This is a genomic window from Rhizobium sp. P44RR-XXIV (assembly GCF_001999485.2).
Taxonomy (GTDB): domain Bacteria; phylum Pseudomonadota; class Alphaproteobacteria; order Rhizobiales; family Rhizobiaceae; genus Rhizobium.
On sequence record NZ_MPVZ02000028.1, the window covers coordinates 1658160 to 1683427 of the forward strand.

The following is a 25268-nucleotide window of genomic DNA, read 5'->3' on the forward strand; positions in this document are numbered from 1 at the left end:
TTTGTCCAAATATCCCGGCGCAGCTCAAATCTGCATGGATTGAAAGGCAAGGCCAACTCACATTGTGGTGAGGAATCGCCCTACCCTATTCATCAACAGCGGGAGCCTTCGCGTCAATCAGCGCGATCAAAGTTTCCAGCCTATCCGCCTCATAGGGCGGCTTATCCGGCCGAAGACGGGCGATGCGGGGAAAACGCATCGCAACACCGGATTTATGGCGGGTCGAGCGATTGATGCCCTCGAAGGCAACTTCGAGGACGAAGCCGAAATCGCGATCGGCGCGCACCGCCCGCACCGGACCAAAGCGGTCGACCGTGTTGTTACGCACGAACTTGTCGAGCACTTCGAGCTCGGCATCGGTGAAACCGAAATAAGCCTTGCCGACGGGCACCAGCTGTTCGCCCTCCGGCGTCATCGACCAGACACCGAAGGTGAAATCGGAATAATAGCTGGAACGCTTGCCGTGGCCGCGCTGCGCATACATCAGCACGGCATCGACATTGTAGGGATCGCGCTTCCATTTGAACCATGGCCCCTTGGCCCGGCCGGCGAGATAAGCGCTGTCACGGCGCTTGATCATCACGCCCTCGATCACCGGATCTGGTGGCGAGGAACGCAGCCGGTCGAGTTCATCCCAGGACGTGAAATCGACAAGGGGCGACAGATCGAAGCGGTCGTGGGGCGCCGTCTCGACGATCTCGGTCAGCCGCTGGCGTCGGTCGAGAAAACCGCGACCACGCACATCCTTCTCGCGGTCGAACAGAAGATCGTAGGCTCGGATGAAGGCAGGAAACTCCTCCAGCATCTTCGCTGTGACCGTCTTGCGATTGAGGCGCTGCTGCAGATCCGAGAAGCTGCGCGTCGCGCTGTTGGAGCGCACGGTGCCACCGACCAGCAGCTCACCATCCATGACGCCTTCGAAGCTCATCGCATCGACGATATCGGGAAAGGCGCCGGAGATATCGTCGCCGGAGCGAGAATAAAGCTTGCTCGTGGAACCGGAGCGCGAAAGCTGGACGCGGATGCCGTCCCATTTCCATTCGGCCGCGAAGTCTCTCGGATCCAGCCCATCGAGATCACCCGGCTCGACCGGATTGGCGAGCATGACGGAATGGAAGATCGCCGGCGTCGCCAGAACCGGCCGCTCTCCCCGCCCCTCAAGCCATTGGAACAGGCTTTCATAGGGCGGCTGCAGGCCATGCCACAGCGTTTCGATTTCGGTCACGTCTTTGCCGCTGAGCTCGGCCAGCGCCTGCTTGGCAAGCCGAGCCGATACGCCGATGCGCAGGGCACCGGTCGCGAGCTTGAGGAAGGCGAAGCGCCCCGAAGTATCCAGTTTGTCCAGCAAATCGCGGACGAAACCGCGAACCTCGGTACGCCCCAGCGCATTCATGCGGCCGATAACCTCGCCGAGCCGCGGCTGTTCGGCAGGAGAACGCTCGATATCGCTTTCCTTGTCCCAGACCAGCGAGATGGTCTCGGCGAGATCGCCGACATAGTCATAGGAATAGCGGAACAGCACCTCGTCCATGCGCTCCAGCACGAGCTCGCGCAGCATGGCGGGCTTGACGTTGCGCACCTCCAGCGTGCCGGCGATGGCGGCAAGGCCATAACCGCGATCGGGATCGGGCGTGTCGCGGAAATAGTCAGTCAGCAGCTTCAGCTTACCGTTACGGCTCGGCGTCAGCACCAGGCGGTCGAGGAGATCGGCAAAGGCTTTCATCAATCGCCCTCGTCTTCATAGCCGATGAGATGCAAGGGCTTGGCCGCGATGCCCTGCAGCTCGCACCAGCGCACCAGCGCTTCCTCGCGGCCGTGGGTGACCCAGACCTCGGCCGGCTTCAACTCGGAAATCGTCTCGGTCAGCTCCGGCCAGTCGCAATGGTCCGATATGACCAGCGGCAACTCGACGCCGAGCTGTTTGGCGCGCTGGCGCACCATCATCCAGCCGGAGGCAAAAGCCGGCAATGGATCGTGAAACCGCCTCGCCCAACGGTCCTGGAAAGCAGACGGCGGGCCGACGACAACGGCGCCGTGGAAGATCGACTGATCGCGGCTTTCTACCGTTGCCGGCCGCAATTCACCAAGCGCGATGCCCTGGCTGATGTAGTAGTCGCACAAGGTCTCGAGCGCGCCATGAATATAGATTGGCTTGTCATAGCCGGCATCACGCAGCAGCCGGATGACGCGCTGCGCCTTGCCGAGCGCATAGGCGCCGATCATATGGGTCCGCTCGGGGAACTGGCGAAGGGACGCCAGAAGCTTCCGTGTCTCGGCCATCGGATCGGGATGATGAAACACCGGCAGCCCGAAAGTGGCTTCGGTGATGAAGACATCGCAGGGAACGGGCACATAGGCCGCACAGGTCGGATCGGGCCGGCGCTTGTAATCGCCTGACACGACGATCCGCAACCCATCCTTCTCCACCGCGATCTGGGCCGAGCCGAGAACGTGGCCCGCCGGATGGAAGGACACTTTCACCCCGTTTATCGTCACCTCCTCGCCGAAGTCGGCTGCCTGCTCCGATCCGGCGAACTCAGCGCCATAGCGAATGCGCATGATATCGAGGGTCTGGCGTGTGGCGAGCACATGGGCGTGGCCCGAGCGGGCATGATCGGAATGGCCATGCGTTATCAGCGCACATTCGACCGGCTGCACGGGGTCGATGTAAAAGCCGCCGATCGGACAGAACAATCCTTCAGGCGCGGGATAAAGCAGTTGCTCCGGTCTCATGATTCAAGAGGATAGCGCGATTTGCACGATTAGGTAGCGATGAGCTCTGCTTTTTGATCGAATCCGCGTACCGGCTGTCGATCGGGCAGATCGAAAACAAGGACATCCTCGCTATGTGGCTTCGCCTTAGCGACGACGCCTTTGGGATCGACGATGGCAGTGCTGCCATAGCTGAACCAGCCGTCATCATTGCTGCCGACGACATCTGACGCCATGACCCAGCATTTCGTGTGTCTGGCGCAGGTTTGCAGGCTCGATATGCCCGGCTTGTGCCACCTTTCCGCCTTGTGGGGCCGCAGCATCAGGTTGATGGGGTTGCAGATGAGGCCGGCGCCGTTTCGAGCCAGGCGACGCGATGTATAGGGGTATCTGAGATCGGCGCAGATATTGATGCCGAAGCGCCAGCTGCCCTCTTCCCAGACAGGGAAATCCTTTCCGGGCGAACAACCGCTTTCCAGAGGATGTGCCTTGGCATAGACGCCGATTATCCGGCCTGCCTTGGTGACGATAGCGCTGTTGTAGAGCGCGTTGCCTCTCCGCTCGAAAAAGCCGACGATCGCAGTCGTTCTCCCCACGGCAAAGCGGCCAACGAGAGCATGCAACTGGGGATCATTCAGGGAAAGAGCGCGCCGCCTGGCGATGGCCTCGTCGTAGCTATGACCCTGAAGGTAGCATTCGGGGAAGAGAGCGAGATCGATGCCTTGGGTTTCCGCCCATGCAAGATCGCGCGCCAACACGTCCGCCGCCTGATCGACGGCGTCGAAAAGTGCCATACGTTGAAAGGCTGCGATGCGCATGCGGCAGAGCTAGCATGGACGGCGAGTCGCCCATAGGCTGAACCGATCGAATTCCGATCGCCGTCTGTCCCGTATTGGTTAAGGAGATGCAAAGGATACGCCTCTGCGGCCAGCATGAAGGCGCCCGAGCCCCGACTGCGGGCCGCAAGCGTGCCAAAACGAGACAGATTTACCTGGCACGATTTCTGCCTGTTCACCGTTGTTTCGGGAGTTCGCCATGATCCAGCGCCGCGCGTTCATCGCCTCTGTCGCCGCTTCCGCGGCGGCTGGCCTGTTCGCGCCCCGCATTTTTGCTGCCCCGCTTGCGAAGATGAATGGCGCCGAACTGCGCGGCCCGATCGATGCCATCGCCTACAAGGCAACGCCGGGCACGAGCGACCTCAAGAGCGGCAAGCTGCAGGCGATGATCGACACCGCCGCGCGCAACAAAGTGCCTCTGCTTCTGCCGCCCGGCAATTTCACGATCTCGAACCTGACGCTCCCCGACAATACGCGCATCACCGGCGTTCCCGGCGCAACACGTCTCGTCTATGGCGGCGACGGCCATCTGATGAATGCCGACAAGGCCAAGCGCATCGAGCTTTCCGGCCTGGTTCTGGATGGCGGCAATCGCTGGCTGGCGGACTATGCCGGTGGTCTTCTGCAATTCACCGGCGTCGATGACGTGCTGATCGACAATTGCGTGATTGCCGGCAGCCGCAAGCATGCGCTGCAGCTGGAGCGCTGCGGCGGCCGGATAGAGCGTAACCGCATCTCGGGCGCGGCCGAAGCCGGCATCTATTCCGTGCAGTCGACCGGGCTGACTGTCTCGGGCAATAGCGTCGAGGATTGCGGCAATGGCGGCATCCTCATCCATCGCTGGGACAAGGCCGAGGACGGCAGCAGCATTACCGATAATCGCATCGCCCGCATCGGCGCCAATGGTGGCGGCACCGGCCAGAACGGCAACGGCATCAATGTTTTTCGCGCCGACGGCGTGCTGGTTTCCGGTAACCGCATTGCCGATTGCGCCTTCACCGCGATCCGCGCCAATTCGGCATCGAACGTGCAGATCTCGGGCAATCAATGCCTGCGCTCCGGCGAGACGGCGATCTTCTGTGAGTTCGAATTCGTGGGCGCCACCATCAACAATAATCTGATCGACGGCGCGGCCAACGGCATCGCCGTCGCCAATTTCGACAAGGGCGGCCGGCTCGCCACCGTGACGGGCAACATCGTCCGCAATCTGTCGCTGACAGCCCCATACGCTCAGGACGGCGGGTTCGGCATCGGCATATCGGCCGAAGCGGACACGCTGATTGCCGATAATGTCATCGAGAACGCGCCGCTCTGGGGACTGAAACTCGGCTGGGGGCCTTATCTCCGCAATGTGGTCGCCAAAGGTAACATCGTCCGCCATGCCGGCATCGGCTGCGTCGTCTCGGTGGCCGATGGCGCCGGCTCGGCCGTGATATCGGGCAATCTCTTCCAGGAGATGGAAAAAGGCGCGATCATGGGCTTTCGCTGGGACAAGCCGGCATCCGATGAACTCGCCAAGGGAAACACGCAGTTCCCGCAATTGAGCATCGAGAACAACAGGCTGGTTTAGGCCTGCAGCCAGTTCGGTCGCCGTTTTTCGAGGAAGGCGGTCACCCCCTCTTTCGCCTCTTCGGTTTCCCAGGCATCCGCCAATTGCTCGACGACATGATCGATCATGCCATCGGTGATCGGCCGACCGACCGAGCGGGCGAGCGCCTTGGCACGTGCCGCGGCCTGTGGGGAAGCTGCAAGGAAATGGCGGACTTCCGCCTCGACAGCCTCATCCAGCGCCTCTTCGGGTACGACCCTTGAAAGCAACCCTGCAGCATGCGCCTGCCAGGCATCGATGATCTTGCCCGAAAGAAAGAGTGGCCTGGCATTGGCCTCGCCAATTCGGGCAACGACGTAAGGGCTGATGGTGGCGGGGATGATGCCGAGGCGCACCTCCGTCAGGCCGAAGCGTGCCGTGGTGGCTGATATCACCATGTCGCAGACACTCAAGATGCCAATGCCGCCGCCGAAGGCATTGCCATGGACATGCGCGACAAGCGGCTTGGGCAATTCGTTCAGCGCCTTGAACAGCATGGCGAGCCGCCGCGCCTCGATCATGCGCCCGTCGCGCGTTGCGCTCGACTGGGCGCGCATCCAGCCGAGATCGCCGCCGGCGCAGAAACTGGCGCCCTCACCGGCAAGGACCACGACCCGGACTGCCTTGTCATTGCCAAGATCGCGGGCTGCAGCCGTCAACTCGTCAATCATATCGGCCGAAAGAGCATTATGCTTTTCCGGACGTGCCAGAGTGAGGCGAGCGACACCGCGTTCATCGGTGGCGATACGGATCGTTTGCGGTGTCATGAGGCACTCCTGAGGCTGCGGGCAAAAGCGGCGGCGCGGGCGAGTTTCTCCTCGTCAAGGCCGGTCTCGTAGCCGCGTGCCGTCAGATATTCATGGACCGCGACGGTATCGACATTGCCCTTTGCGCCGGGCGCAAAAGGGCAGCCGCCAAGCCCGCCGGCCGAGGCGTCGAACACGCGCAAACCGCGCTCGAGCGCGACGGCAATATTGTCGAGCGCCCGCCCCGACGTGTCATGAAAATGGCCGGCAAACGCCGTAGCCGGAAGCTCCCCCAGAACAGCAGCCAGCATCCGGTCGACAGCCTCCGGCGTGCCCTTGCCGATCGTGTCGCCGAGGCTGACTTCATAGCAACCGAGCGCCCGCAGCTGCCAGGCTACACTCACGACATTCTCCGGAGGCACGGCGCCTTCATAAGGGCATTCGACGACGCAGCTGACATAGCCGCGTAGAGGAACGCCACGATCACGGCTCGCGGCCGCCACCGGCCGGAAGCGCTCGATACTCTCGGCTATCGAGCAATTGATGTTGCGCATCGAGAAGGTTTCGGACGCAGAGGCGAAGATCGCTATTTCATCGGCATCCGCAGCAATTGCCGCCTCGAAGCCCTGCATATTGGGTGTCAGCGCCGCATAGCGGATACCCGGCCTGCGCGCGATGCCGGCCATGACGGCAGCGGCGTCAGCAAGCTGCGGCACCCATTTCGGGCTGACGAAGCTGGTGACTTCGATGCGGCCGAAGCCGCAATCGGAAAGCAGATCGACCAGCTCGATCTTTCTCGCGGTATCGATCAGCTGCTTTTCGTTCTGCAGGCCGTCGCGCGGGGCCATTTCAACGATCGTGACATGGTTGGGCAGATCTTCCATCATGCCGCATCCTCCGGCCGTAGCGACAGAAGCACGGCGCTCTCGCTCGTCTGGTCACCCTCGCCGACATGCAGGCTCTCGACGATGCCGTCGCGCATAGCCGTCAGCGTCAGCTCCATCTTCATGGCTTCCATGACGATCAACGCCTGCCCCTTGGTCACCACATCGCCCTCACGGACGCGGACAATCTTGACGAGACCCGGCATCGGGGCGATCAGCCGGTCACCGCCCGCCGATGCCTCTTCTCCGCCATCGAGCGGATCGAGGCGATGGAAATGATGCGTGCGCCCGTCGAGGAACAGCGTCATACCATGCGATGCCTCAAAAATATCGACGCTCGACTGCCGGCCATCGATCTCGACGCGATGGGTATCATCGCCCTGCATCAGGAGACGCACGGGAATGGTGCGACCCTCGAAAGCGACACTGAAAAGCTCCCGGCCCTTTGCAGTAACACGGCAATTTGCCTGGCCGCCGCCGAAATGCAGCGTCACGGGCCGGCTCATTTCGCCCCAGATCTGCCAGGCGCCAAGAGCAAACCCCGGATCGGTGCCCTCAAGCCGAGTAAAGCCTCCCGCTTCGGCAATGGCGGCGATAGCCAGCGCTGCATCGTCGGGCGGTTGCGCAGACGTCAGAGCCTCCGCCTCCCGATCGATCAGCCCCGTATCCGGACGGCCCACGACGAAATCCGGCTGCTGGCTGAGGCGGGTGAGGAAATCGAGGTTTGTGGTGGTGCCGGCCACCTGCGTCTGCTGCAGCGCCTGCGTCAGTTTGGCGAGCGCAGCCGGACGGTCCGCGGCATGGACCGTCAGCTTGGCGATCAACGGATCATAATGCGGGGTGATGCTGTCACCCTCGCGCACGCCGGCATCGATGCGGACATTGCCTTCGGGAAAGCGGAGATGCGAGAGCGTGCCGGTTGCAGGCAGGAAGCCGCGCGATGGATCCTCGGCATAGATGCGAGCTTCGAAGGCCCAGCCGTTTATGGTGAGTTCGTCCTGCGTCTTCAGCAATGGCTCGCCGCTGGCAACACGCAATTGCCATTCGACCAGATCGACGCCGGCGATCGCCTCGGTGACGGGATGCTCGACCTGCAGGCGGGTGTTCATCTCCATGAAGAAGAAGCGATCCGGTGACAGGCCATCTGAGACATCGGCGATGAACTCGACCGTACCTGCGCCGCGATAGTCTATGGCGCGGGCGGCGCGAACGGCCGCCTCGCCCATGGCGCTGCGCATCTCCTGCGTCATGCCGGGCGCCGGCGCCTCCTCGATCACCTTCTGGTGCCGGCGCTGCAGCGAACAATCACGTTCAAAGAGATGCACGACATTGCCCTGGCTATCGCCAAAAACCTGGATTTCGATGTGGCGAGGTTGGACCAGATATTTCTCGATCAGCACGGCCTCGTCACCGAAGGCCGATTTGGCTTCGCGCTGCGCCGCTTCCAATGCGCTCGGAAAATCCTCTGGCCGATCGACGCGGCGCATGCCCTTGCCGCCACCGCCCGCCCGCGCCTTGATCAGGACTGGAAAGCCGATGCCATCAGCCTGCTCGGCCAGAAAGCCCGGCTCTTGTCCCTCACCATGATAGCCGGGAACGACCGGCACGCCGGCACGCTCCATCAGCGCCTTGGCCGCATCCTTGAGACCCATGGCTCGGATCGAGGCCGGCGACGGGCCGATGAAGACCAGCCCGGCCTTCTCGACCGCCTCGGCAAAACCGGCATTTTCCGACAGGAAGCCATAGCCGGGATGAACGGCTTGCGCGCCGGCCCTTTGAGCCGCCGAGATGATCTTCTCTTTTGAAAGATAGCTTTCGCTGGCGGCCGCCGCGCCGATATGGATGGCCTCGTCGGCGAGCGCCACATGCATCGCATCGATATCGGCATCCGAATAGACGGCGACCGTGCGGACACCCAGCCCCCTTGCCGTCCGGATGATCCGGCAGGCAATTTCTCCGCGATTGGCGATCAGTATCTTCGAAAACATCTAGGAATCCTATTGCGCGGCAATAACCTCGACCTCGAGCAGCCAGGCGGTGTCGAAAATGCCCGCAATCACGACAGTCATGGCCGGTGTGAGCGCGCCCAGATATTCCGCGCGGATCTCGCGGTTCTCCATGGTGTGCTGACGATCGGCAAGAAAGACCGTCACCTTGACGATATCGGCCTTGCTCATGCCCGCGGCCTTCAACTGGGCGTCGACATTCAGCCAGGCCTGGCGGGCTTGTGCCTGGAAGCCCTCGGGAAGCTTATCGTCCGATGTCATCGGGATCTGGCCGCTGACAAACAGCAGTTTCTCGAAATTCTCGAGCTTCACCGCCTGAGCGTAGCCCCCGCGCGGCTGAGGCGCATTCTTGGCATTGATGGCATCGCGTTTCATCTCGATCTCCTCACATTCTGAACAGGCCGAAGCGTGTGTCTTCGATCGGCGCATTGAGCGCAGCAGAGAGCGACAACGCCAGTACATCGCGGCTCTTGCGCGGGTCGATGATGCCGTCGTCCCAAAGGCGGGCAGAGGCATAGAGCGGGTGGCTCTGGGTTTCGAACATCTTGAGCGTCGGCGCCTTGAAGGCGGCCTCCTCCTCTTTCGTCCAGGGCTTGCCGGCGCGCGCCAGCGCCTCGCCGCGCACCGTCGCAAGAACGCCGGCCGCCTGCTCCCCGCCCATGACGGAGATACGGCTGTTGGGCCAGGTCCAGAGGAAACGCGGCGAATAGGCACGGCCAGCCATACCGTAATTGCCGGCGCCGAAGGAGCCGCCGATCAGCATGGTGATCTTCGGCACCTTGGTGGTGGCAACCGCCGTCACCAGCTTGGCGCCGTTCTTGGCGATACCCTCGGTCTCGTATTTGCGGCCGACCATGAAGCCGGTGATATTCTGCAGGAAAATGAGCGGGATCTTGCGCTGCGAGCAAAGCTCGACGAAATGCGCGCCCTTCAGCGCCGATTCCGAGAAGAGCACGCCATTATTGGCGATGATCCCTACGGGAATGCCGTGGATATGGGCAAAGCCGCAGACCAGCGTCGTGCCATAGCGGGCCTTGAATTCATCGAAACGCGAGCCGTCGACCGTGCGGGCGATCACCTCACGCACGTCATAGGGCGTGCGCGGATCGGAGGGGATGATGCCGAGGATTTCTTCCGGATCGTAAAGCGGCGGCTCGGGCGCGCGCAACTCGACACTCTCGGGCTTGCGGCGATTGAGATTGGCGACAGCCTGCCGGGTAAGCGCAAGCGCATGGGCATCGTCGCGGGCCAGATGGTCGGCAACGCCGGAAAGGCGCGTGTGCACATCGCCGCCGCCGAGATCTTCGGCCGAGACCACTTCGCCGGTGGCGGCCTTGACCAGCGGCGGCCCGGCGAGAAAGATCGTCCCCTGTCCTTCGACAATGATGGTCTCGTCGGACATCGCGGGCACATAGGCCCCGCCCGCCGTGCAGGAGCCCATGACCACCGCGATCTGCGGAATGCCGGCCGCCGACATATTGGCCTGATTATAGAAGATGCGACCGAAATGATCACGGTCGGGAAAGACCTCATCCTGGTTCGGCAGGTTGGCGCCGCCGGAATCGACGAGATAGATGCAGGGCAGATTGTTTTCCGCCGCAATCTCCTGCGCCCGCAGATGCTTCTTCACGGTGACGGGATAGTAGGTGCCGCCTTTGACCGTGGCGTCGTTGCAGACGATCATGCAATCGCGGCCGGAAACCCGGCCCACGCCGGCGATCAGACCGGCACCTGGTGCATCGCCGCCGTACAAGCCATGGGCTGCGGTCGTGCCAATCTCCAGAAACGGAGTTGCCGGATCGATCAGCCCCATCACCCGGTCGCGCGGCAGCATCTTGCCTCGGCTGACATGGCGCTCGCGCCGACTGCGCCCCGCCACCTTCCGCCGCCTGTAGGGCCGCTGTTTCCGCGACGCCGATCGCCTCCAGCATGGCGGCACGGTTATCCCGGAAGCGATCCGTATGCGTCGATATCTCTGATTTCAGGACAGTCATGCGGCTTTACCGATTAATGGGAATGGCATTTCAAGGTCAGGCAGTCTCGGCGAACAATTCGCGGCCGATCAGCATTCGCCGGATTTCGGAGGTGCCGGCGCCAATCTCGTAGAGCTTGGCGTCACGCAGCAACCGGCCGGCCGGATAATCGTTGGTGTAGCCGTTGCCGCCGAGCGCCTGGATGCATTCGAGCGCCAGCGCCGTCGCCTTTTCGGCCGAATAGAGAATGCAGCCGGCCGCATCCTTACGGGTCGTCTCGCCGCGATCGCAGGCCGCGGCAACCGCGTAGACATAGGCGCGTGAGGCATTCATGGTCACATACATATCGGCAAGCTTGCCCTGCATCAGCTGGAACTCGCCGATCGACTGGCCGAACTGCTTGCGCTCATGCAGATAGGGCAGAACCACATCCATGCAGGCCGCCATGATGCCAACCGGGCCGCCGGATAGTACGACGCGCTCATAATCGAGGCCGGACATCAGCACCCTGACGCCACCATCGACCTGGCCGAGCACATTTTCCTCCGGCACTTCGCAATCGACGAAGATCAGCTCGGAGGTGTTGGAACCGCGCATGCCGAGCTTGTCGAGCTTCTGGCCGACAGAAAAGCCGGGAAACCCCTTCTCGACGAGAAAGGCGGTGATCCCGCGCGGTCCGGCATCCGGCGAGGTCTTGGCATAGACGACAAGGACATCGGCATCCGGGCCGTTGGTGATCCACATCTTGCTGCCGTTCAACACGTAGCGATGCCCGTGCTTTTCCGCATGCAGCTTCATCGACACCACGTCGGACCCCGAGCCCGGCTCGGACATGGCCAGCGCCCCGACATGCTCGCCCGAAATCAGCTTTGGCAGATAGCGCTCCTTCTGCGCTGTCGTGCCGTTGCGGTTGATCTGGTTGACGCAGAGGTTGGAATGGGCGCCATAGCTCAGGCCAACGGAGGCGGAAGCGCGGCTGATCTCCTCCATGGCAACGGTATGGGCGAGGTAGCCAAGGCCCGCGCCGCCATAGGCATCTCCGGCAGTGATGCCGAGCAGGCCGAGATCCCCCATCTCCCGCCATAAATGCATCGGGAAACTGTTGTTGCGATCGATCTCGTCGGCAAACGGCGCGATGCGGCGGTCGGCAAAGCGGCGTACCTGCTCGCGCAGCGCGTCGATCTCCTCACCCAGCGCGAAGTTCAGTCCCCCTTCAAACATCCGACATCTCCTCCCGAATTCCTCGAACGTCCCATCTTTCAGAACGTATGTCTCGTTGTATCCGCTTCAAGTTTCTGCTGCAGTTCCCTCAGGCCGCATCGGCGGGGATATGCTTTTGCTCCCGCGGCACCTCATAGGCCTGCAGCCTATCGGCAATGCCGGCCATGACCTTTCGGGCAGCCTCCTCCTTGACCGGACCGAAGCCTCTTATCTCATCGAACAATGACAGGATGGCAAGGGCTTCCGTCTCGTTGTCGTTGCGCAGGCCGGCAAGCACACGCCCGGCGATCGCTTCATATTCGGCAATCAACCGGCGCTCTCCGCGCCGCTCGGCCATATAGCCGAAGGGATCGAGCGCCGTGCCGCGCAGGCGCTTCATCGGCGCCATTATCCGCAGAAGCGGCAGGATCCACGCGCCGAATTCTCGCTTCTTCGGCCGGCCGTTCGGATCCTTGCCGCCAATCATGGGCGGCGCAAGATTGAAGGCAATCCTGAAATCACCGTCCATCTCCTCGTGCAGATGCGCCTGAAAGGTGAGATCAGTCAGAAGCCGGGCGACTTCGTATTCGTCCTTGTAGGCAAGCACGCGCGCATAGGTGACGGCAACGGCAAACGGCACCTTGTCGGAAAGGCGCTCCTTGATGGCCAAAGCGTTGGCATGGGCGACGAAGGCGGCGTAACGGTCGGCAAGGGCTGCATCCTGATAGGCGGTCAAATGCGCCTTGCGATGCCTGATGAGCTCATCGAGGCTCATGTTCACCAGCGTCTTGCCGACATCCCGCTCGGCCAACATGCCGTGCACGGCTTGCGGATCATGGGCGAGAAGCCTGCCCCAATGGAAGGCGGAGAGGCTGGCCTTGACGGCAACGCCATTGAGTTCGATCGCCTTTTCGATCGCCTCGAGCGACAGCGGCAGCAAGCCGCGCTGCCAGGCAAAGCCGGTGAGCAAAATATTGGTCGATATGGCGTCGCCGGTGACTTCGGTGGCGACATGGTTGAAATCGAGGAAGACGGATTTGTCGCTCACGGTCCTGGCGATCGCATGCTGCACCGAACCGGCCTTGAAATCGAAATCGCGATTGCGGACGAAATCGGCGACCGGCATCAGGCCGGTATTGACGATGGCCGTGGTGCGCACCGACGAGCAGAGCGTGATCGCGTCCTTGGACGCCCCTACCACGTCATCTGCCGACAGCAGCAGGTCAGCGCCGCCATTGACGATGCGCGACGAGGTGACATCGGCCTGGTTGAGGCCAATGCGCAGATGGCTCATGACGGCACCACCCTTTTGCGCGAGGCCGGCCATATCGAGGATCATCGGTACCTTGCCATCGAGATGCGCCGCCATACCGAGAATGGCGCCGACAGTCAGAATGCCCGTGCCGCCGACGCCGGCAATAGCGATATTCCAGGGGCGATCGGCGATGACGGGGATTTCCGGCAGGGGCACTGTGGTGTCAGCATGATCCAGCGCCTTGCGCTTGCGACGCTTGCCGCCATGCACCGTCACGAAGGATGGGCAGAAGCCTTTGACGCAGGAGAAATCCTTGTTGCAGCTCGACTGGTTGATCTGGCGCTTGCGGCCAAACTCCGTCTCCAGCGGCTCGATTGAGATGCAGTTGGACTGCACCGAGCAATCGCCGCATCCTTCGCAGACTGCCTTGTTGATGAAGACGCGCTTGGCTGGATCCTCCATCAGGCCGCGACTGCGGCGACGGCGCTTCTCGGCCGCACAGGTCTGAACATAGACGATCGCCGAACAGCCCTCGGTGTCGCGCAAGGTCAACATCACCTGATCGATATGGTCGCGATGCAACACCTTGACACCGGGCGCCAGTTCCGAGGCGCGATAGGCATCGGGACTATCCGACAGCAGGTAGATCGGCTTGACGCCCTCGCCATGCAGCTGCTTCGTCACCAGTTGCGGCGTCAGATGGCCGTCGATCTGCTGGCCGCCGGTCATGGCGACCGCGTCATTGTAGAGCAGCTTGTAGGTGACGTTGACCTTGGCGGCGACGGACTGGCGGATAGCGAGAATGCCTGAGTGGAAATAGGTGCCGTCACCGAGATTGACGAACATGTGCTTTTCGTCGGTGTAGCGCGCGATCGCCGTCCACGGCACGCCTTCTCCGCCCATCTGGGTGAAGGTCTCGGTGTTGCGATCCATCCAGGTGACCATGTAATGGCAGCCGATGCCGGCCGCCGCACGACTGCCTTCAGGAACGCGGGTGGACGTATTGTGCGGACAGCCGGAACAGAAGAACGGCGTGCGGTTCAGCGGCGCGACATGGCCGCGGCTGATCTGGCCGCGCTCTGCAAGATAGGCAAGCTTGTTGGCAATCCGATCATGCAGGCCCCGATCGAGGTCGAGCTTGATGATGCGCCCCGCAATGGCTCTGGCGACGACACCCACAGTCAGTGCCGACGAGAGGCTGAGATAGGGCTTGTCGTGCTCGTCGAACTTGCCGACGATGCGCGGGCGGACATCGGCGCGCCAGTTGAACAGCTGCTGCTTGATCTGGTTCTCGATGATCTCGCGCCGCTCCTCGACGACGAGAACCTCGTCCAGCCCTTCGGAGAAATGCCGCACAATCTCCGGCTCCAGTGGCCAGGGCATGCGGATCTTCAGGATGCGCAAGCCGATCGCAGCCATTTCCTGCGGGCCGATTTCCAGTTCGCGCAGTGCCTGCAGCACGTCCTCATAGGCCTTGCCGGAGGAGATGATGCCGAAGCGGGCTTTCGGGACGTCATGCGTGATTTCGTCGACACGATTGGCGCGGGCAAAGGCGATGGCGGCATAGGCCTTGTAGTTCTGCAGGCGATCGTCCTGCATCAGCGGCGGATCGGGCCAGCGCAGGTTGAGGCCGCCGGGCGGCAGCTCGAAATCAGTTGGCAAGATGAATTGCCGCTTTTCCCCCGAGAGATCGACGGCGGCCGTCGTCTCAACCGTGTCGGCGATGAATTTCATGCCGACCCAGCAGCCGGAATAGCGCGACATGGCGATGCCGAGCAGGCCGTATTCGAGGAATTCGTGGATGGACGAGGGATAGATGACCGGCATGACCGCCGACATGAACTCGTGATCGGTCTGGTGCGGAATGGTCGAGGATTTGGCGGAATGATCGTCGCCGGCAAAACAGAGGACGCCGCCATGCCTTGAGGTTCCGGCGGCGTTGGCGTGTTTCAGCACGTCGCCTGAGCGATCGACGCCGGGGCCCTTGCCATACCAGATGCCGAGCACCCCATCCTTGCGGACGCCGGGGGAAAGGCCGACCTGCTGCGTGCCCCAGACGGCGGTGGCCGCCAGGTCCTCGTTGATGCCGGGCTGAAAGGTGACGTCGTGCGCGTCGAGATAGGTCTGGGCTTTCAGGAGCTGCTGGTCGTAGCCGCCGAGAGGTGAGCCGCGGTAACCCGAAATGAAGGCTGCGGTGTTGAGACCGGCGGCGCGATCCCGCCGCATCTGGGTCATGGGCAGCCGCACCAACGTCTGCAGGCCGGTCATGAAAACACGGCCTTCTTCCGCGGTATATTTATCGTCTAGCGAAACGCTGGTTGCCAGCATCTGCTCTCCTCCCGAGATCGCAGTCACCAATTGCGCTGTTTCGCCGGATACCTCCTACCGCATCCGACAAACCCGAGATTAGACGGTAACATGCGACGACGCTAATTTCCGAACGAAGGCGTGGCATCGGCCGCATGATTTGCAAAGATTTGGGGCGGCCCGCGGATATTTCGTGCTTGCCGCCACCCGCCCTCGCCCTTCGAGACGGCCCTGCAGGCCTCCTCAGGGTGAGGGCTGATCTCTTGCGGCTTACCGTCATGTCCCGGTGCATCTCACCGCAGACCGGCAAGCCAGCCCCGCCTCATCCTGAGGCGCATTTCGGAGCGCAGCGGAGAAATGCCTCGAAGGGCGGGGGCGGCCCCCGCGGCTCACCGCGCATCAAAAGCTTTGATCGCAGATATCAACGGAAGTCTCTTCCGTTTGACCGGCCCCACGCATAACGTCCTGCCGACTCACAAACTTCGGAGACTGACATGCTGACGATCTATGGCGTCTATCGCTCGCGCGCCTCACGCAACTACTGGATGGCAGAGGAGCTCGGGATCGAGTTCCAGTCCGTGCCGGTCATGCAGGGAAGCCGGCTCGCCAATCCGCTGGCCGCCGATGCGCCGATCAACACGCTGTCGCCGGAGTTTCTGGCCATCAACCCGATGGGCATGATCCCATGCATCAAGGACGGCGATCTCATCATGCATGAATCGCTTGCCATCAACCTCTATCTTGCCCGCAAATATGGCGGGCCGCTCGCCGGCCAGACGGTCGAGGAAGAAGGGCTGATGGCGATGTGGACCATGTGGGCCGCGACCGAGGTCGAGCCGCACAGCGTCGCAATCGTCCGCATCTATGACAATGCCAAGGAGAATAGCGAGCCTGGAAAGGCAGGGATCGCAGTTGCCTGCCGTTCACTGAAGAGGCCGCTGGATGTGCTGGAAAAGCACCTGCAAGGGCAGGATTATCTCATCGGCGGCCGCTTCACCGCTGCCGATCTCAACCTCGCGGAAGTGCTGCGCTACGCACAGACGGAACAGGACATTTTCGACAGCCATCCGCAGGTGAAAGCCTGGATAGAGCGCTGCCAGGCGCGTAACGCCTACAAGGCGATGCAGGCAACGCGCGGCAAGGAGCCGGTCTGATCCCCACTATCGAAAGAGGCGCATGCTCTCTTCCATCTCCTCGCGAATCCAGGCCTTGAAGGCGGTCACCTTCTTGGCCTCGCGCGCACCTTCAGCCGTGATGAAATAATGGCCGAAGCCCGTCTTGGCGCGAATGCCGAAGGGATCGACGAGGCATTTCTGCTGCAGCGCGTAAGCCGCCAGCGTCTGCCAGGCGAGCATTACGCCCTGACCGGACATGGCGGCATCGAGGCAGAGCGAAGCATCGTTGAACACATGCCGTTCTTCCATGCAGCGTCCGGAAAGGCCGGCCGCGCGGAGCCAGACATCCCAGGTGAACATGGCGTGCCCGTCGATGACGGCGGGCACCTTCAATAGATCGGCCGGCTCGCGAAGCGTTGCCGCGATCTGCGGCGTGACCACGGGAAAAATCTCCTGCGCCAGCAGCAGCTCGGATTTGACGCCCGGCCAGCGCCCGGTGCCCACACGGATACCGATATCGACATCCGATGTTGCAGGATTGACCAGCTGCGTCGTCGCGTCGATGCGAAGGCGAATATCCGGATGTCGGCTGGCGAAACGATCGAGCCGATGCACGAGCCAGCGAGCTGCCAATACGGGCGCCACCGAAATGGTGAGAATATTGTCGTCCCGATGCTGTGCGAGCGCGACGGCGGCCGACATGGCCTGGAAGGCTTCGCCGAGACGCGCCAGTACGGCAATGCCCGTCTCCGTGACAATCATGCCCTTGGGCGTACGTTCGAACAACGGTCGGCCCAGCTGTGCCTCCGCCTTGATGACCTGCTGGCTGACGGCCCCGATCGTGACGCCAAGCTCATCGGCAGCGGCCTGCAAGGAGCCGAGCCTGCCGACCGCCTCGACGGCGCGAAGGCCATTGAGATGAACGCTGTTGAGATTCTTCATATAGAATATCTATATCAGCATCTCATCATTCTCAATTGCATCGCGCGATAATTCGCGCGATTATTGCAGCGTGGAATTAAAACCTGCCACCGCCAGCCGACTGATGCCCTCACGGTTGCATCGATGCGGAGATACAAGGAGGCATGCCATGTCGATACTGAAGCTTTTCTTTAGCCACCTAATGGAAGACGAGCGCGAGTCCGACAGCGACCCGCTGCGGCACCCGGCGCTTGCCGCCATGTCGCTCGAAGAACTGGCCGATCTGCCGCTGATGCCGGAAAATCTGGGGCGCCCTATGGACAAGCGCACCGCTCAGCCGGAAGAATGCGCATAAGAGAGACCCCATATCCCCGGCACGAGCATGACCGCAACCATCGACATGAATGGCATCGCTGCCCGTCTACAGCAGCTTGTCACGCAGGCCAAGCTACCCGGCGTCGAGTATGGTACGCATTATGGCCTGCCGGCGCTGAAAGTCGGCGGCAAGGCGTTCGTCACGGTCAAGAACAACGAGACCATCGTGCTGGCCATCCCCATCGACCGCAAGGAGCAATTGATGGAGATGGCGCCGGAGATCTACTTCCAGACCGATCACTATATCGGCTGGCCGTCCCTGCCCTTGCGCATCACCGCGATCGGCGACGAGGAACTGCAGCAGCGCCTGGTCGAGGCGTGGCGATACCGTGCCCCAAAGAAGCTGCAGGCGGCATTCCGGCAGATGTGATCAACCCTTCTCGACAGCAAGCGCCTTCTGAACGGCCGGGCGTTCAAGCATACGGGCATAGTGGGCGCTGACCTTGGCGAAACGGTCGCGATCGACGCCGTCTCCCGGCAGCCAGCTTTCCATGGTGAAGAGATAGCCGTCGGCAATGGTATATTGCTCGCCCATCACCCACGGCCCCTTCAGCATCCTTTCTTCGATCAAGGCAAAGCTTTCGGCCATGGTCTGCGGCACCTTGGCCTTCATCGTCTCGATGGCCGCCGCATCGTCGGTCCAGCGATAGCCACGCCCCTTGTGGGAATGGTTGATATGAACCGTCGAGGCGATGTAGCTGTTGAAGGACTGCAACTGCGCGAATTCGAAGGGATCGTCGAGCGGCGCCAGCCTGGCAGCCGGCGCGATCTGGGCGATATAGGTCATAATCGCGATATTCTCGGTGATGACGCCCTTGTCGGTTACCAGTGCCGGCACTCGCCCCTTGGGGTTGATGGCGAGATAATCCGGCTGACGCTGATCTCCGTTGGCAAGGTTCAGGCGTCCGGGCTCATAGGCAAGACCCGACTCTTCCAGGGCGATCAAACTGGCGAGCGCGCAGCTTCCGGGCGCGAAGTAGAGCTTCAGCATGTTCATTTCCTCGGTTCGACTCCGCAGAAAGCTAAAGGCAACGAGGCAAATACGGAAGTGGCTGGCGTTGATGGCCGCTACAAAAGGTTTTGATCGATCAGGCTATAACGCCCATCCCCGTGACATCAGATCACAAGGATGGGCACGGTGCTTACGCGCAGCCGGGCACGTCTTCCAATCTGTGCCAGACGGGAATGCCGCGCTCACGGGCGATGCGGACATCATTGTCCGCCCCCTTGGAATCGCCCGGCAATCTCAACACGCCTTCGCAAAGCTGCAGCAAACGGCCAGCCGTTGGATGAAAAATCTCCTCGTAGAGATCATCGCCGATGCTCTTGCCACCGGCGGCATGCCAGACCGGCAAGGCAACCCATTCACCAATCATCGGCAGATGCCCTGCCTTGAACAGGGCATGGGACGGCTCCTCCAGCCGCTTGAGGTTCTCGGCCATTTTCGCGGGATCATCCCCGGTGCCGGAGCGATAGGGCCCGGCGATCAAGATCAACATGTCATGTCTCCATTTATCCTCCTGCTTGTTGCAGGAATTTGCACGAATATGCGCATATTTTCTTGATTGTCGAATCGATTCTGATAGATTCATGATTATTCACGAAATAACGTGCAGAGACCGGCATGCTTACAAGCCAACGAAAAGCCCTCATCCTCGACAGGTTGCGCCGGGACGGCCAGGTGATTGCCAAAGCATTGGCCGACGAGCTCGAGCTTTCCGAGGATACGATCCGCCGAGATTTGCGGGAAATGGCAGGGGAAAAGCTGCTGAAGAGGGTGCATGGTGGCGCCCTGCCGCTCTCGCCGGAACTGCCGGATTTTTCGACGCGGCAGGGCGTCTCCTCCGACGAGAAGCGCCGGCTCGGCGCCTATGCGGCCAAGATGGTTCGACCTCATCAAACCGTCTTTCTCGACGGCGGCACGACCAATGCCGAGATCGTCCGCCATCTTCCCAAGGATCTGCCCGTCACGATCGTCACGCACAGCGCGACGATAACAGTCGAGTTGGAGCATCATTCGGCTGCCGAAGTGATCCTGATCGGCGGAAAGCTCTACAAGCATTCGATGGTGGCAACGGGTGCTGCGGCCATGACGGCGATCTCATCCATAAGGCCGGATATGTTCTTTCTCGGCGTCACTGCCATCCACCCTGCCCGCGGCGTTTCGACTGGCGATTTCGAGGAGGCGGCCATCAAGCGGCACATCGCGCAATGCTCGGCGGAAACCTATGTGCTGGCGACGGGTGAAAAGCTGGATGCGGCCTCTCCCTGCCAAATCCTGCCGATGGCTGGCATTTCCGGCCTGATCGTGCCCGCCGATATCTCCGAGGATAGCCTTGTGCCCTATCAGGCAATCGAGGTGCCAATCCTCCTCGCCTGACATCAGACCCGTCGTTCACAGCTGGAACAAGATGCCGCATTGGGATTTACATTGCGCGGCGACCATGATCCGGTCGAAGACGGGTCTTATGACGGGCTGATATCGGTCTGTTCGATGGTGATCGCCGATCAAGCCGGCTTGAGGCGTTATGCAAGGTTACGATCACATATGAACGAGCGTCGAATTCACCAGTTCTTCGAAATCAGCGTCCTATTGAAAGGGGCCCATGCCCTGATCGAATGCATCGGCGGCATCATTCTCGCCCTTGTCAGCACCGAATCGATCCTCCAGCTGGCAAACAGGATCACGCAGCCTGAACTCCTCAACGATCCCAATGATTTCATTGCCACGCACCTGCTTGCCTGGGCGCAGGATTTCTCTGTCGGCACGAAGAATTTCTATGCCTACTACCTGTTGAGCCACGGGCTGGTGAAGGTGCTGCTGGTCATCGGTCTGCTCAGGGGCAAGATGTGGGCCTATCCGGCATCGTTGGTGGCCTTGGCGCTTTTCATCGCCTACCAGCTCTACCGCTTCACCGACACGCACGGCATTGGATTGATCATCCTCACCGTCTTCGACGCCGTGGTCATGCTGCTGATCTGGCACGAATACAGGATCGTTCGGCAACATATACCGGCCAAACGTTGAAGCGAAGCTCTAAGCCGTCAACGCAGCCGTCGGCCTGATATCGCCAACGTGGATGCCGTTCCAGTTCTTGAACGCTCGGTTGGCCATGGCCATCAGACCGGCATGAACCTCGCCGCCCTTTTCAAAGAAACGGGCCAACGCCGTCGCCACCATGACTTCGGCGGCGCGGCTATTGCCGTCATCGCATTTGACCGCGATGGCGACGCCCTGCTCAGGGATTGCAGCGCAAAACACGCCTTCGGCACCTGTCTTGGCGAAGATGCGGCCGGGGGCGATCTGCATCAGCTTGGTGCAGGCGCGATCAGTGCCGGCGACATAAAACGGCTCGGCCATGCAGGCCTCGAACAAGCGGCGTGACGCTTTGGCGCGCGAAGGCTCAAGACCGACACCGGTCGCCATCCTGGCAAAGCCATGCGCCAACCCCTTGAGCGGCACGGCATAGGTCGGGATCGAACAGCCGTCCGTGCCGCAATTATCGTGGCCGAGAGCGGCACCGGTCAGGCTTTGCATGGTGTCACGGATCTGCTGCTGCAGCGGATGGTCGTAGCCGACATAGCCCTTGGGATCGATGCCCTGATGGCTGCAAGCGCAGACGAAGCCCGCATGCTTGCCCGAGCAATTATTGTGCAGCGCCGTGGGCTTATCGATGGTGCGCGCCTGATGAATGACGGTTTTCAGATCCGACGACCAGTGCGCGCCGCATTCGAGCGTGCCGACATCACGGCCGGCGCGCGCCAGCATCGAGGCGGCGAGCGCAACGTGCTCATCCTCGCCATTATGGGACGAACAGGCGAGCGCCAATTCCTTGTTGCCAAAGCCATAAGCGTCCGCAGCGCCGCTTTCGACCAACGGCAGGGCCTGCATCGCCTTGCAGGCAGAACGCGGGAACACGGCCCGTTCGATATCGCCGACGGAAAAGACCAGCTTTCCATCGCCGTCAACCGCAACGACGGAACCGCGATGGCAGCTTTCGACCAGGGCACCACGGGTGAGTTCGACGCAGACGGGATTGGACATGATGGGACGCGGCCTTTGATTTGCTGGATGGCCAGTGATAGCGGCTACCCTCGGCATTGCCAATCTCCGATCATCGCCCTGCAACCGTAAAAGCAAGGCCATTCAGACGACTGTGCGGATCCTGTAGGCGCAGCGTCTTGCCCCAAGCAGGATGTGTTCTTCGCGCTCGACCTGCGCACCGAGGATCACGCGAAACGTCTCCAGTTCCGACCGGCAGAAACCGGAGCAGGCGCAGGCAGCGGAGCAAATTGGGCAATGGTTCTCCACCAGCATGAGCGAGCCATCCTCCTCCTGCCAGTGATCGGCCATATAGCCTTCCTGCGTGCGGATGGCGGCGAGGCCGGCGACGCGCGACGGCAGATCGACCGCAACATCGAGCTCGCTGCGATAGCGCCGCAGCATGTCCGTTTCGCGAGCAGAGATGACGGCATCGACAGCGCCCTGCCCCAATTGGCTGACCATGGTCGACAGCAGCGTTGCGGTCAGGTCTGCATGACCATCCGGAAACTGCCGATTGCCGGCGGCGGTCAAATGCCAGAGCTGCTTGGGCCTCCCCCTGCCCGATGCGGCTGATGTCACGGGCTCGACCAACCCTTCCTCCGCCATCTTCGCCAACTGCTGGCGAGCCGCCTCCGAGGATATGCCGAGCGCATCGCCGAGGCCGGATGCCAGCTGCGGCCCCTCGGTTTTCAACAGGATCAGAATTCGATTGATCGGTGATTGACGCATTTTCCAAGTTATCTCTTGTTTTAATCCTGCAGCCGTGCAATTTTCCAACCTATAACTTGGAAAATAATCAACCGCTAGGGAAAATGCCGAGGATCATCCGATGTCAAGCATCGAAAATACCGCCCCTCTCAAATCCGCCAGTCTCTTCACGCTGTTTTCGCCGAAGCTTCTGCCTGCAACACTGATGCTCGGCGGCGGCGTCACGCTTTATGCCGTCGAATCCTACATCACCGCCACGATCGCACCCTCGATCGTCCGGGACATTGGCGGCCTTGAACTGTTCTCATGGATGACGACGCTGTTCGTCGCCGCCGGCGTGCTCGGCTCGATCACGGTCGCAACCCGGCCGAAGGGCATGGGTCTGCGCACCGTCTATATTACAGCGGCACTCGTCTTTGGCGGTGGCAGCCTTGCCTGCGCCATCGCCCCGACCATGCCCGTGTTGCTGGTCGGTCGAGCTGTTCAGGGCTATGGCGCCGGCATGCTGTCAGGCCTTGCCTATGCCTTCATCCGCTTCGCCTATCCCGAACCCTTGTGGCGCAGAGCCTCCACCCTTTACGCCGCCATCTGGGGTGTGGCGACGGTGCTCGGGCCGACGCTCGGTGGCCTCTTCGCTGCCGGAGGCGCCTGGCGCGAGGCCTTCATCGTCCTGGTGCCGCTCGCCGTGCTGATGGCGCTTTCAGCACGCTGGTTGCTACCTAATGTCGCCGACGATCGGATCGATACCAGAACGCCCCTTGTCCAGATCGTGCTTTTGCTGACGGCGGTCCTGTTCGTCAGCATCGCCGGCACGATCGAGCACGGATCCTACAAGATTGCGTTGATCGCAATTTCCATCGCACTCGTCGCAGCGATGGTGGTGATCGAGCGGAAGGACGGCATCAGGCTGTTCCCCTATGGCACTGTCATGCTCGCCAACCCGCTCTCGCGGCTCTATCTGACGATGTTCACGCTGATGCTGGTGCTGACGAGCGACATCTACATCCCGTACTTCCTGCAGACGCTTCACGGCGTCACGCCTCTCGTCTCGGGCTACCTCGTCGCGCTGGTGGCGCTGGGCTGGACGATCGGGGCTTTCTTCAGCGCCTCGTTTTCAGGGCGGCAGGCGGCCATTGCCATCATAACCGGCTGTATCCTGGAAACTGCCGCCACGGCATCGCTGGTCCCGCTCCTTGCGACAACTGCTTCCTCAGCCGATCTCCTGCACTTTGCACCGGCCGTTATCGCCATGTTCCTGATGGGCTTCGGTGTCGGCTTGGGATGGGCGCATCTGATAACCAGGATCATCAGCATCGCGAGAAAGACAGAGCAGGACAAAGCATCGGCCGCCATCTCAATGGTTCAGTCGCTGGGCGGCGCATTCGGCGCAGCACTTACCGGCGTCATCGTCAACAGTGCGGGCCTGACCCATCCCGGCGGTATTGCCGGCGGCATCTCGGCCGCCACCTGGCTCTATGCCCTGATGGCCGTGCCCGGCGTCGTCGCTATCATCCTGTCCTTCACGATCAGGCCAGCTTCAGCATGATCTTGCCGATGTGGTCGCTGGTTTCCATCAACCGGTGCGCCTCGACCACATCGTCAAAGGAAAATACCTTGTGAATGACGGGGGCAACCGTGCCCTCGTCGAGCAGCGGCCAGACCTGGGAAAGAAGATCGTCGCGAATGGCGCGCTTTTCTTCCGCCGTACGCGGCCGCATGGTCGAGCCGGTCACCGTCAGGCGTTTTACCATGATCGGCTGCAGATTGGCTTTTTCCGCCACCGCACCGCCAAGGAAGGCGATGATCGAAAGGCATCCGTCGCGGGCAAGCGACGCGAGGTTCTTCTCCAGATAGGCTGCACCGATCATGTCGAGGATAATATCGACGCCGTGATCCGTCTCGGCCTTGATGACTTCAGCGAAATCCTCTTGCCTGTAATTGATGGCCCGCTTGGCGCCGAGCTTTTCGCAAGCCTCGCACTTCTCCTTCGAGCCAGCCGTCGTATAGACGGTCGCACCGAAGGCATGAGCAAGCTGGATCGCCGTCGTGCCGATGCCACTGGAACCGCCATGAATCAGCACGCTTTCGCCTTCGGTGAGGCCGGCCATCTGGAAGAGATTGGCCCAGACGGTGAAGAAGGTTTCAGGCACAGCCGCGGCACGCACGGCATCATAGCCATTCGGAAATCGGAGAGCCTGCCCAGCAGGAAGCACGCAATATTCGGCATAGCCGCCGCCATTGGCAAGGCCGCAGACCTTGTTGCCGATGGCGAATTCCTTTACGCCGGGAGCGACGTCGACAACCTCGCCGGCGATCTCCAGACCCAGTATCGGGCTTGCTTCCTTCGGCGGCGGATAGATGCCCTGCCGTTGCGCCACGTCAGGCCGATTGACGCCCGCCGCCTCGACGCGAACGAGGATCTCGCCGGGCTTCAGAACGGGCAGAGGCTTGCGGGCGATGGTCATGACCTCGGGGCCACCAAAGGACGGCAAGTCCACGAAACGCATTTCAGACGGCAAGGGCATGGGCCAATCTCCTCTCCCAACGAAGCAATGGAGATAGTTTAGCGCGAGCCGCTTGAAAAGGAGGGACTGTCG

The 25268-nt window shown here is 61.6% G+C and carries 22 protein-coding genes and 1 pseudogene; 7 read left to right on the forward strand and 16 right to left on the reverse strand.

Annotation, left to right across the window (positions count from 1 at the left end):
• Window positions 1-85: 85 nt before the first annotated feature.
• From BSK43_RS25290 to BSK43_RS25300, 3 genes are read right to left on the reverse strand one after another with little or no spacing between them, the layout of a single operon-like run.
• A complete protein-coding gene (locus BSK43_RS25290) occupies window positions 86-1723 on the reverse strand; it encodes a cisplatin damage response ATP-dependent DNA ligase (RefSeq protein ID WP_077471193.1) in 1638 nt (545 codons plus the stop codon).
• A complete protein-coding gene (locus BSK43_RS25295; RefSeq protein ID WP_077471194.1) occupies window positions 1723-2733 on the reverse strand; it encodes a ligase-associated DNA damage response exonuclease in 1011 nt (336 codons plus the stop codon). Before BSK43_RS25295 ends, BSK43_RS25290 begins: the two co-directional genes overlap by 1 nt.
• A gap of 29 nt (window positions 2734-2762) precedes the next feature.
• Entirely contained in the window at window positions 2763-3530 is a 768-nt protein-coding gene (locus BSK43_RS25300) for a carbon-nitrogen hydrolase family protein (protein WP_077471195.1), read from the reverse strand.
• Window positions 3531-3747: 217 nt separating this feature from the next.
• Here BSK43_RS25300 and BSK43_RS25305 point away from each other — a divergent pair, with 217 nt between their 5' ends.
• Window positions 3748-5118, forward strand: a complete 1371-nt coding sequence (locus BSK43_RS25305; RefSeq protein ID WP_077471196.1) for a TIGR03808 family TAT-translocated repetitive protein — start codon at window positions 3748-3750, stop codon at window positions 5116-5118.
• Here BSK43_RS25305 and BSK43_RS25310 read toward each other — a convergent pair.
• The 7 genes and pseudogenes from BSK43_RS25310 to BSK43_RS25340 form a co-directional block, all read right to left on the reverse strand.
• The gene (locus tag BSK43_RS25310; protein ID WP_136687229.1) at window positions 5115-5903 is read right to left on the reverse strand and encodes a crotonase/enoyl-CoA hydratase family protein; all 789 of its coding nucleotides are present in this window, start codon (window positions 5901-5903) and stop codon (window positions 5115-5117) included. The genes BSK43_RS25305 and BSK43_RS25310 overlap by 4 nt on opposite strands.
• Complete coding sequence (locus tag BSK43_RS25315) at window positions 5900-6769, reverse strand: hydroxymethylglutaryl-CoA lyase (RefSeq protein ID WP_077471198.1); 870 nt, start codon at window positions 6767-6769, stop codon at window positions 5900-5902. The genes BSK43_RS25310 and BSK43_RS25315 overlap by 4 nt, the downstream gene beginning before the upstream one ends.
• Window positions 6766-8754, reverse strand: a complete 1989-nt coding sequence (locus tag BSK43_RS25320; protein ID WP_077471199.1) for an acetyl/propionyl/methylcrotonyl-CoA carboxylase subunit alpha — start codon at window positions 8752-8754, stop codon at window positions 6766-6768. Before BSK43_RS25320 ends, BSK43_RS25315 begins: the two co-directional genes overlap by 4 nt.
• Window positions 8755-8763: 9 nt before the next feature.
• A complete protein-coding gene (locus tag BSK43_RS25325; RefSeq protein WP_077471200.1) occupies window positions 8764-9147 on the reverse strand; it encodes a RidA family protein in 384 nt (127 codons plus the stop codon).
• A gap of 10 nt (window positions 9148-9157) precedes the next feature.
• Window positions 9158-10766, reverse strand: a pseudogene (locus BSK43_RS25330) (carboxyl transferase domain-containing protein).
• Window positions 10767-10802: 36 nt separating this feature from the next.
• Entirely contained in the window at window positions 10803-11966 is a 1164-nt protein-coding gene (locus BSK43_RS25335) for an isovaleryl-CoA dehydrogenase (RefSeq protein ID WP_077471202.1), read from the reverse strand.
• Between the two features lie 88 nt (window positions 11967-12054).
• Window positions 12055-15555 carry an indolepyruvate ferredoxin oxidoreductase family protein gene (locus BSK43_RS25340; RefSeq protein WP_281406658.1) on the reverse strand — a complete coding sequence of 1167 codons (3501 nt, stop codon included), beginning with the start codon at window positions 15553-15555 and terminating at the stop codon, window positions 12055-12057.
• Window positions 15556-16001: 446 nt separating this feature from the next.
• On the opposite strand from BSK43_RS25340, the gene BSK43_RS25345 reads away from it, so the two are divergent.
• A complete protein-coding gene (locus BSK43_RS25345; RefSeq protein ID WP_077471203.1) occupies window positions 16002-16661 on the forward strand; it encodes a glutathione S-transferase family protein in 660 nt (219 codons plus the stop codon).
• Window positions 16662-16667: 6 nt separating this feature from the next.
• Here BSK43_RS25345 and BSK43_RS25350 read toward each other — a convergent pair whose 3' ends face one another.
• A complete protein-coding gene (locus BSK43_RS25350; RefSeq protein ID WP_077471204.1) occupies window positions 16668-17564 on the reverse strand; it encodes a LysR substrate-binding domain-containing protein in 897 nt (298 codons plus the stop codon).
• Between the two features lie 148 nt (window positions 17565-17712).
• Here BSK43_RS25350 and BSK43_RS25355 point away from each other — a divergent pair, with 148 nt between their 5' ends.
• Together BSK43_RS25355 and BSK43_RS25360 are read left to right on the forward strand one after the other, a co-directional pair.
• Window positions 17713-17898: a hypothetical protein gene (locus BSK43_RS25355; RefSeq protein ID WP_077471205.1), complete on the forward strand. Its 186-nt coding sequence runs from the start codon at window positions 17713-17715 to the stop codon at window positions 17896-17898.
• A gap of 27 nt (window positions 17899-17925) precedes the next feature.
• Window positions 17926-18288 (forward strand): MmcQ/YjbR family DNA-binding protein, encoded by a 363-nt coding sequence (locus tag BSK43_RS25360; RefSeq protein ID WP_077471206.1) that lies wholly within the window; start codon window positions 17926-17928, stop codon window positions 18286-18288.
• Here BSK43_RS25360 and BSK43_RS25365 read toward each other — a convergent pair whose 3' ends face one another.
• Both BSK43_RS25365 and BSK43_RS25370 read right to left on the reverse strand, forming a co-directional pair.
• Entirely contained in the window at window positions 18289-18909 is a 621-nt protein-coding gene (locus BSK43_RS25365; RefSeq protein WP_077471207.1) for a glutathione S-transferase N-terminal domain-containing protein, read from the reverse strand.
• A 151-nt stretch (window positions 18910-19060) separates the two neighbouring features.
• Window positions 19061-19417: a DUF4406 domain-containing protein gene (locus tag BSK43_RS25370; protein ID WP_077471208.1), complete on the reverse strand. Its 357-nt coding sequence runs from the start codon at window positions 19415-19417 to the stop codon at window positions 19061-19063.
• 125 nt (window positions 19418-19542) lie between these two features.
• Here BSK43_RS25370 and BSK43_RS25375 point away from each other — a divergent pair, with 125 nt between their 5' ends.
• Together BSK43_RS25375 and BSK43_RS25380 are read left to right on the forward strand one after the other, a co-directional pair.
• Entirely contained in the window at window positions 19543-20298 is a 756-nt protein-coding gene (locus BSK43_RS25375; RefSeq protein WP_077471209.1) for a DeoR/GlpR family DNA-binding transcription regulator, read from the forward strand.
• A gap of 168 nt (window positions 20299-20466) precedes the next feature.
• On the forward strand, window positions 20467-20946 hold the full coding sequence (locus BSK43_RS25380) for a DUF2127 domain-containing protein (RefSeq protein ID WP_077471329.1): 480 nt from the start codon (window positions 20467-20469) through the stop codon (window positions 20944-20946).
• Window positions 20947-20955: 9 nt separating this feature from the next.
• Here BSK43_RS25380 and BSK43_RS25385 read toward each other — a convergent pair whose 3' ends face one another.
• Together BSK43_RS25385 and BSK43_RS25390 are read right to left on the reverse strand one after the other, a co-directional pair.
• On the reverse strand, window positions 20956-21963 hold the full coding sequence (locus tag BSK43_RS25385; protein ID WP_077471328.1) for an asparaginase: 1008 nt from the start codon (window positions 21961-21963) through the stop codon (window positions 20956-20958).
• Window positions 21964-22065: 102 nt separating this feature from the next.
• Window positions 22066-22692 (reverse strand): MarR family transcriptional regulator, encoded by a 627-nt coding sequence (locus BSK43_RS25390; protein ID WP_077471210.1) that lies wholly within the window; start codon window positions 22690-22692, stop codon window positions 22066-22068.
• 100 nt (window positions 22693-22792) lie between these two features.
• On the opposite strand from BSK43_RS25390, the gene BSK43_RS25395 reads away from it, so the two are divergent.
• Complete coding sequence (locus BSK43_RS25395) at window positions 22793-24217, forward strand: MFS transporter (protein ID WP_077471211.1); 1425 nt, start codon at window positions 22793-22795, stop codon at window positions 24215-24217.
• Here BSK43_RS25395 and BSK43_RS25400 read toward each other — a convergent pair.
• Window positions 24198-25196, reverse strand: a complete 999-nt coding sequence (locus BSK43_RS25400) for an NAD(P)H-quinone oxidoreductase (RefSeq protein ID WP_077471212.1) — start codon at window positions 25194-25196, stop codon at window positions 24198-24200. The two genes, BSK43_RS25395 and BSK43_RS25400, sit on opposite strands and share 20 nt — an antisense overlap.
• Window positions 25197-25268 lie beyond the last annotated feature (72 nt).